This window comes from Gimesia sp., assembly GCF_048262075.1.
In the GTDB taxonomy this organism is placed as follows: Bacteria; Planctomycetota; Planctomycetia; order Planctomycetales; family Planctomycetaceae; genus Gimesia.
This window is the reverse complement of the sequence record NZ_JBLXFK010000037.1, coordinates 1-10,103: the sequence shown is the minus strand read 5'-3', so window position 1 is coordinate 10,103 and position 10,103 is coordinate 1. Positions and strand designations below refer to the sequence as shown.

Genomic DNA, 10,103 nt, shown 5'->3' with positions numbered 1-10,103 from the left:
CCAGCGTATATGTAGCTCCCTCATTAATGGTCGCGTCTCCACTGATGGTCAGTGTCGGTGCAACGTTCAATACGGAAACCACAATCAAATTCGAATTAAACGTGCCATCCTCATCGGTCGCAGTCGCAGAGACGGTGTGACTGTCTGCACCATCGGCAAAAACATGCGTGACAGACGATGGATTGCCCACGACCGTTTCCACGTTGCCATCACCCCAATCGATGGACCATTCTGTGATCGTGTCGGCCCCTGGATCAGAAGCGGACAGGTTCAACGTATAGGTAGCTCCTTCATCCACAGTCGCGTTTCCACTGATGGTCAGTGTCGGTGCAACGTCCAGAACGGAAACCACGATCGAGTTCGAATTGAACGTGCTATCTTCATCGGTGGCAGTGGCGGAAACAGTATAACTGTCTGCGCCATCAGCAAAAATATGCGAGGCAGACGATGGATTGCCGGCAATCGTTTCCACATTGCCGTCCCCCCAGTCAATCAACCATTCCGTAACTGTATCAGCCCCCGGATCGGAAGAAGACAGGTTTAACGTGTACGTGGCGCCCTCATCAACGGTCGCGTCTCCGCTGATCGTGAGTGTAGGTGCGACGTTCAATACGGTAATGACGATGGAATTCGAATTATACGTACCATCTTCATTGGTAGCCGTAGCGCTGACGGTAAAGCTGTCTGAACCATCGGCAAAGACATGCGTTGCTGCTGAAGGGTTCCCTGCAATCGTTTCTACATTGCCATCACCCCAGTCGATCGACCATTCCGTAATTGTATCGGTCCCGGAATCTGATGAGGCCAGACTGAGTGTATAGATCGCGGCTTCGTCAACGGTCGCATTACCACTAATCGTCAGCACGGGATCTACGTTGAGTACAGAGATAACGATGGAATTCGAATTAAACGTACCATCTTCATCAGTCGCTGTGGCAGAAATGGTATAGCTCGGTGAATCATCCAGGTAGACATGCGTCGCTGAAGAGGGATTACCAGCGATCGTTTCCACATTGCCATCACCCCAGTCGACGGACCACTGTGTGATTGTATCGATTCCAGGATCAGATTCGGAAAGCGAGAGTGTGTAAGTCGCCCCTTCATCCACGGTCGCGGACCCGCTGATAATCAGAGTCGGTGCTACATTTAATACATTTACGACAATCGAATTCGCGTCATAAGTTCCATATTCATCAGTGGCGGTAGCAGAAATCGTTCGGCTGGCTGCACCATCAGTATAGAGGTGAGTGACCGTTGTGGGATTTCCGAAGATGGTTTCCACAATTCCATCACCCCAACTGATCGACCAGTTGGAAATGGTTCCGGTGTCAGTATCGACGGCCGACAGGTCCAATGAATACAGACTTCCCTCATTGGTTGTCGCTGAACCTGAAATCGTCAGCACGGGATCTTCGTTGAGTGCAGTGATGACGATTGAGTTCGAGTTAAACGTACCATCTTCATCAGTCGCTGTTGCGGAAACAGTATGACTCGCCGCCATATTGTTGAAGACGTGAACCGCCGATGTCGGATTACCAACGATGGTTTCCACACTGCCATCACCCCAATCAATGGTCCATTCTACGATGGTGTCATCGCCCGGATCTGATTCTGACAAATTGAGCGTATAACTCGCACCTTCAATAAAATAATCATTTCCGCTGATCGTCAATGCTGGTGCTACATTTTGCACAGTCACTAACCTGGGTGTTGCTGAGATAGTTCCATTTGCCGATGTACCAGCTGCAGAGATCATCACAGTCTGATCACCGTCTGGGAAAATATGCGAAACGGAAGCGGGGGCTCCTGAAATCGTTTCTACGTCTCCATCTCCCCAGTGGATGGTCCATTCGGTAAAAGCAGCGCCATCAGCATCAACAACTGGTAAGTCCAGAGTATAAGTGGCCCCTTCATTCACCGAAATACTGCCGGCAATAACAGGACGTTTGCGGTATTCAAAGTCTGCATCAACCTGATAGATTCGCAGAGAGTCAGCCAGACTCAAACCATGTCCATCATCGGCAATGACAACTCGCAATTTATTCCCGGTAATTTCAACAGGTGTACCGAGAAAGTCCCAGCCTTGCAGATCATCATAGAAGTCATTGGCGCCACGGGCTCCATTGACCTGATCCAAATGGAAGTCAGTTAATGGGGTCGTATCATCATAAACTGTATAATGAGCGTCTGGAGCAACACCGCTGTTGTAAGGCGCAATATTGGGATTCCCTACCCAGTTAGCAGCAATCTGATACGTTCCGGGAGTCACATCAAACTCCCAGGTAACCGTTTTAGTGCCATCCCCGATTCCCTGACTCTGCGTACTTGAATACAGATAAGGTAGATCATGAACGGCGTCATGCAACCATCTGCCCCGTTCTATGAATTCCGGGTCATCGTAGTTCACAGTTAACGGACCGGACTCAGCTTTGAGTGTAATGTTATAAGGGCTGTTATCAGGATCCCCTGACGTTACAAAGAGTTGACCTGTAAACTCTCCCAGACTTCCCTCCGGGTTGAACTGCACAGAAAAGGTTACGGAATCCCCGCCTGCCAGCACTGTGGAACCACCAGACAAACCAATTTCAGAACCAGGCACGATCGTAAACTGAGGAGGCAGATTGATCAGGCCTGCAACATCAACAGCTTGCGTCGAAAGATTTCTGATTACAAAATCTTTGACAACTGGAACATCGGGCAGAGTAGCACCAAAATCTACGATGCCGGCATCATCCTGCAGAACTTCTTCCGAACCATCGGCGTTGACTACCGAGATTTCCAGTTCGGTTTCAGGCAGGTATTCAATCCGAATCGCATCTGCAATCACCCCGTAACCCGGGCCCCAATTGTCTCTCCAGTAACTATTGGCATCATTGGTCAGTGTAACAGTGAGAACTCCTCCCGTAACAGTAAACAGGGAATTCAAATCTAACCAGTTCTTCCCCAGGTCAGTAAATCCAGCGGGAGCGATCTGCTGGTTAACATCAATGGAAAACGTGTCTGCTCCCCCATCCAATGTAAAAGGCGCATCATCGACTCTGGTATAACCTGTGGACCAGGTTGTCGATACTCTATAGTCTCCATCAGTCAGTCCTGAAAAGGTCCAGGTCGCAGTTTCAGCGCCAGGTTGCGGCGTATTACCTGGCTGGTTAGGGATTGCAGCGCTGATATCACCTCCAAAACCGGCACTACCCTGCCAATAATTAGTATCAAAAACCACAAAACCTTCGGTTACCGAAAAGTCGGAATCACCATTGTCAATAACAACAACATTAGACACATTGCCTTGTAATCGGATTTCATAATTTGTTTCATTACTGTCATTCGTATCGAAAGTCAGCAAGCCGTCCCGGTCCCCAAACGTGGCCGCATTCATCGTAACAGTGAATTCTATCGTCTCACCTGCAGCCACTGTCTGGGCAACCAGATCCGTCGAAAATTCAGGAGAAATGGTGATATTACTGATATTGAGTGGATCAGTTCCCTGATTAGCAATCTGGAAACTGCGTGTAACTTCTGTAAGCAATTCGGTAGTGCCAAAATCAACGCCAGCCTGATTTTCATCGACCACCAGTGTATACGGCGTTTCTCCTACAACTTCATCTGTGATATCACGAACATCAATGTCGGCGCCCGAGCTGATACGTTCAATTCGCACCGCATCGACGAGATTCCGGGAATTGATTGTAGGAGGTAACATTACAGTGAGTGAGCCGCTGGAGAGGGAATAGATTCCTAAATCTTCCCAGAGTGCACCATCATCGTAAAAGGAAGAAGGAGTTTCACGCTGATTGAGCACCACCGGAGAATCCACTTGAATATAATCATCCAGGACATAATACGTAGCAGTTGTCGGAATTTCTAAACCACTGATTGGAGCATTATCAGGCCAGGTAACCGAAATTCGATATTCCCCGGCATCAAGTCCCGAAAATTCCCAATAAGCAGTTAAACCTGTCCCGACATGGACGATATCCAGATCATTCTGATATCCGTAATTAAGTAATGACGTTCCATATCCAATCTGATTTCCGACGGCACTGGCGTTCAGAATTCCATTGTTCTCAAGACGAAAACCGGTAAAAGTAGTCTGATCGAACAAATCACCATTGTCCAGAATCATGACGACACGATCGTCATCCACGATCGTACCTTTGCCTTGCGCATCTGCCAGGATGACGTATGCCCCGGACGTTTGCACATTACTCAAGTTGACATAAAAGTCTTCATCTGTCACATCATGGTAGTCATCATTGATTGTGACAACGATGGACTTCGTTTCGCCGGCATTTCCTGCAAAATCAAGTGTGCCTGTCTCTGCGATATAATCGTTGCCTGCGACAGTCGCGGTCCCATCTAATGTCGCAAAGTCAACCGAAACAGGACCGGCAGCAGACTGATCCAGCGTCACCAGAAACTCCATAAAGCTACCGTCTTCAGAGACGCTGGCGTCGGAAATGACAATTGTTGGTACTGCAACCACACTGATGCTGAAATTCTGCACTGTCTGCCCGCCTGCTTCATCAGTCTCCGTAACTGTGATCACAGCTGTGCCTGACTGATTTGCCAGTGGTGCATATACCAGAGTTCCTGTACTCTCACCCGAGGTGTAAGATACCGTTGGATCAGCAATCAGAGATGGATTGCTGCTCACTGCTGTCACTGTCAATGTTTGTGACTCGCCGCCACCCGCGGAAATTCCCGTCAGGTTAACCATCTGTTCGCTGGCATCTCCGTTGATCGCCGTCGGATCAGTAATTGCATCGAGTGTTGGTAAATCATTAACAGCATTCACGCCTACCGTAAATATGTCCGAATACGTTACGCCATCTTCATCAGTAATGATCACCGTAATCTGAGCCGATCCGCTCGCATTACCAGTCGGAGTATAGCTCAGAGATCCAGTTGCGTCGCCTGGAGTATACGTTACGCTCGGGTCACTGATCAGACTCGGGTTATCGCTGATCGCAATTAGACTCACCACTTGTTTTCCTGCACCGGCAGTGATTCCGGTCAGTGAAACCGTCTGCTCTCCGGCATCTTCGTCAATCACTGTCGGATCGGAGATCGGATCGAGTTGCAGATCTACATTCACACCATTGACCACTACAGTAAAGGTTTTAGTCGTTTCTCCACCCTGCCCATCACTCACAGTAACTGTGATCACTGCAGAACCATAGGCGTCGGTCACCGGAGAATAGGTCAGGGTTCCGGTCGAATCTGCCGAAGTATAATTCACTACAGGATCAGGAATCACTGACGTGTTACTGCTGCTCGCTGTGACGGTTAAAGTCTGCGTCTCTCCACCACCGGCTGTAATTCCACTTAGATTGACAGTCTGCCCGGTTGCGTTGATAGCAATGACTGCCGGATCGGAAATCACATCCAGGGTTGGATCATCATTGACCCCGTTTACACTCACCGTAAAGGTCTGCACGGCCTGGCCGCCGTCTTCGTCAGTAACGGTCACAGTAACCACCGCAGTTCCACTCTGGTTTTCAAGCGGGGTATAGGTCAATGTACCTGTGCTTTGCCCCGAGGTGTAGACAACAGTCGGATCTGCGATCAGCGACGGATTACTACTGACCGCTGTTACAGTCAGCGTCTGTGATTCACCGCCCCCTGCGGAGATTCCCGTCAGGTTGACAGTCTGTTCACCCGCATCTTCGTCAATCGCTGTCGGATCCGAAATTGTATCCAGTTTCGGTGTCGTATTGATCAGTTCTACTCGAACCGCATCCGCAATAACTTTCCCATTCGCCAGGTTATCCGATATTGTAACTGTAATCGGCCCACTGCCATCTACATCAAAATAACCGAAATCTTCCCAGTTAACACCATTTTCCGCGAGATTGGCAGTCAGGGTTCTCTGGTTGAGATACTGAGTGACAGGTCCCCCGGAAACACCATCTATCGTAATCTCTATATTGGTAGCCCGGTCACCATAAGTGAACCAGTTACTGGAGACCCGATAAGTCCCTGCAACCGGATTATCAAACTGCCAGGTTGCCGTATTCAGACCAGTTCCGCCACCATTCAGATAATCAGAACTTCCCAGATAGTTCGAAGCATGTGTACTCTCCAGCCAGCTGCCAGTAGTACTGTATCCGGGATCTTCGTTGTCAATAATTTTCAGATAATTCGCAGTCGCAGTCAGATCAAATGTGAAGAGTTCTTCAAAGTAATCATTACTCAAAATCGTCACAGTATCACTCAGGTCATCTGCTTCAGTACCTGCTGTGAACGCGATTTCAAACGTGGTAGATTGACCCGCAAACAGAGCGCTGACCGGTTGTGAAGTAATAACAAACCCGGAGCCGCCTGCAACGCTGATCCCGTTACTCAAATCGAGTGTATTTGTCCCGGTATTATTAATCGTAATCGTCCTGGTGACGGTTTCTCCCAGATGAACTATTCCGAAGTCGACTGTACTCGCTCCATTCTCAAGTTCCGAATCACTATCATAGACTCCGATCTCTGGAATAACGGCAGGCACGCGTCCGATTCGAAATGCATCTGCACCAATCACCCCATTAGCATCCTCGTCAGTCAGAGTAATACTTAATGTTCCACCAGACTCCACCTCAAAGTACCCAAAGTCTTGCCACTGCGCTCCTTCGTCTTTTATAAAATTAACAATCCAATGCTGGTCAACCGTTACTTCTACATCGCCCCCCACTATGCCTGAAATCGTATATTTTGCATTGGACGCACGGTTCCAGTAGGTGAACCAGGTTCCTGAAACGCGGTAGGTTCCTTCATTCAGGTCTGTAAATTCCCAGGTCGCCGTATTGAGTCCTGTCCCACCACTGGACACAGAGAGTATATCATCCTCAAAATAATCAGAGTTCGTTCCATAAGTCCAGGTTCCCGTTGTACTGAAACCGGAATCGCCATCATCAATGATTTTTTCAGACGAAATAGTGGCATTGATATCAAAAGTAAAGGGCTCTTCCGGCTGGACACTGTTGGGGATTGTTACAGTCTCCGTGAATTCTGCCCAGGGACTTCCTACCTCAAAATCAAATTCGAAATCAGCGTCAAACTGCACCACGAAAGTGGTGGATTCACCAGCCGCCAGAGAGGTCACCGCCGGTTGTGACGCGATGCTGAATCCACTGGTCCCAGTCAGCGTCACTCCATTGCTCAAGTCCAGTGTACTGGCTCCTGAATTCAAAATGGTAAAGGTTTTGGTAGTTGATTCCCCAAAGAAAACCGCATCCATATCCTTACTGACTGTATCATCAACAATAACCTGGGAACCTTCGAAAACTTCAATCGTGGCAGGCACATCGACCAGTGCTTCCAGCCGCATTGCGTCTGCTAAAACATATCCAGCATGTGCGATCACATTTCCTTGAACATTATTATCAGTCAGGGTGACTGAAAGTGTGCCCCCCTCTTCTACTTTATAATAGCCGAAATCCTGAAAATAATGACCGCCATAAAGGTTGGTCTCTCCCCAATGATAGTCTTCGTAATAACCATTAATCTCGGTATCTGATTGATCTATAACAAGAAAATCGTCACCACCTGTCACACCAGAAATGGTATACTCCGCATGAGGTGTGTAGAGAGAACCGGTTGGCAAGTTCCCGGAAAGTCGGTAATACCCTGCAGCCAGTCCACTGAAACTCCACGTTGCTGTATTCGCTCCTGTACCGGGAGATGAGGTATGAATAATATAGTTTCGGTCACTTCCATAATCCCATGTCGCTGTGATATACCCCCAAGTGCCCGTCGTGCTGTAACCAGCATCTCCATTATCAATAATATTCACATAAATCACTGTCGCTGAAATATCAAAAGTAAACGTACCTTGATTCGGGTCGTTACTTAAAATGGTTACTGTATCTGCGAAGGTACCCTGGGTTGCCCCCGCATTAAACTGAATTTCAAACGTAGTCGATTCCCCTGGATCCAGACTGCTGACAGCTGGTTGCGAAACCAGTGTGAATCCATTCCCACCCAGAATACTGATCCCTCCACTCAGATCTAACGGATCAATTCCGTAATTGCTGATGGTAATTGTGCGTGTTGCCGATTCATTAAAATAGATTCGGCCGAAATTGATATTCGCAGAACCGTTCGTCAATTCCCCCGTTTCATCAATCACATGGATTCCCGGGTCCTGAACTCCCCTGATTGTGATGGTCGCAGCTTGCGCTGTGGATCCGCCGTCCCCATCAATAATATTGTAACTGTAGGTAACGACTTCTGTTGCTCCCTGAACCAGGTTGTTGTAAGCGTTGGGATCAATCTCCAGCGTATTTCCATTCACAGTAATACCGGCAGCATCACCACTCACCAGCGTCAGACCACTGACGTTAAGAGTCGCATTCGCATCGGCATCACTGGCGCCCGCTAACAGATCCAGACTGAAAGAACCATCATCTTCAGTTACTGTTGAAGATAAGGCTGCACTCACTGTCGGGTTATCATTCATGCCAGTAATTGTAATCGTTGCCGTCTGAGCGACCGTTCCACCGTTACCATCCACAATGTCATAACTGTAACTGATCACTGCTGATTCACCAGTATTCAGACTGGTATAGATTATCGGATTGATATCCAGCATATTTCCATTCACCGTAACACCGGTAGCATCGCCGCTGACAAGAACCAAACCACTAACATTGAGACTATCGCTGAGGTCAATATCGCTGGCGCCTGATAACAGATCCAGACTGAAGACACCATCATCTTCGGTGACCGATGAGCTCAACTCAGCACTCACTGTGGGCGTATTATTCAGCCCGGTAATCGTAATGGTCGCGGTCTGTGCCACAGTACCACCATTGCCGTCAATCACATTGTAGCTGTAACTGATGACTTCACTTTCCTCTTCTGCCAGACTGGTGTAAGCACCAGGGTCGATTTCGAGCGTATTACCATTCACTGTAACACCGGCAGCATCACCACTTACCAGAGTCAAACCACTGACATTGAGAGAATCATTCGTATCAGCATCCACGGCATCCGATAACAGATTCAGACTGTAAGCCCCCGCTTCCTCAGTGACTGTCGAGCTCAATGCTGCCCCGACTGTCGGCGTATCATTCACACCGGCAATCGAAATCGTCGCAGTCTGTGCTACGGTATTTCCATTAGCATCTGTCACACTATAACTGTAACTGACGACTTCACTTTCGCCTTCAGCCAGGCTGTTATAGACACCAGGATCGATATCCAGAGTGTTACCATTAACAGTTATTCCTGCAGCATTACCACTCACCAGTGTCAGACCACTCACGTTAAGAGTATCATTTGCATCAGTATCTTCGGCACCCGCTAACAGATTCAGACTGTAAGTACCATCATTTTCAGTGACCGTGGAACTCAATGCCGCACTTACTGTCGGCACATCATTCACTCCTGCAATCGTTATGGTTGCGGTTTGAGATACTGTGCCACCATTGCCGTCAGTCACAATGTAGCTGTAACTGACCACTTCGGTTTCGCCGGTATACAGGCCAGCGTAAGCATCAGGATCGACATCCAGCGTATTACCGTTTACCGTGATACCGGCAGTATCACCACTGACCAGCGTCAGACCACTCACGTTAAGTACATCACTTGCATCCACATCGCTGGCACCTGTCAATAGATTCAGATTAAAAGCGACATCATTTTCGTTTACTGTTGAACCGATTGCCGCCCCCACTGTCGGAGCCGCATTCACTCCCGTTATAGTGACAGTTACCGTCGCTGTATCCGTAGCCGCTTCAGGATCGGATATCGTATAGGTAAAACTGTCCGTCGCTGCCTCACCCAGCGAAAGATACTCAAACTGACCATTCGGGTCATAGCTGAATGTACCATCAGAATTCAGAGTCAATAACGCGCCTGAAGCAAGTGTAAACTGAGCACCCACGGTGCCACCTGCAACCGCACTCACCGTCAGTGTCTGACCTTCCGCGTCACTGTCCGCAGTCGTCGGGTTAGCAGACAGCACATTGTCGCTGGTCAGCGTAAACCCTTCTGATGTGGTAAATGCATCCGCCACTGCGACCGGAGCGTTATTGACCCCACTAATCGTAATCGTCGCCGTCTGAGAGACCGTACCACCATTGCCGTCGATCACGTTATAGCTGTAACTGATC

1 protein-coding gene is annotated in these 10,103 nt (G+C 48.5%); it reads right to left on the bottom strand.

Translation table 11 applies throughout. The features are described from left to right. Window positions 1–10,103, bottom strand: a 10,103-nt coding sequence (locus tag ACN0YH_RS27895; protein ID WP_417382891.1) for a tandem-95 repeat protein, incomplete at both ends; no start/stop codon positions are given.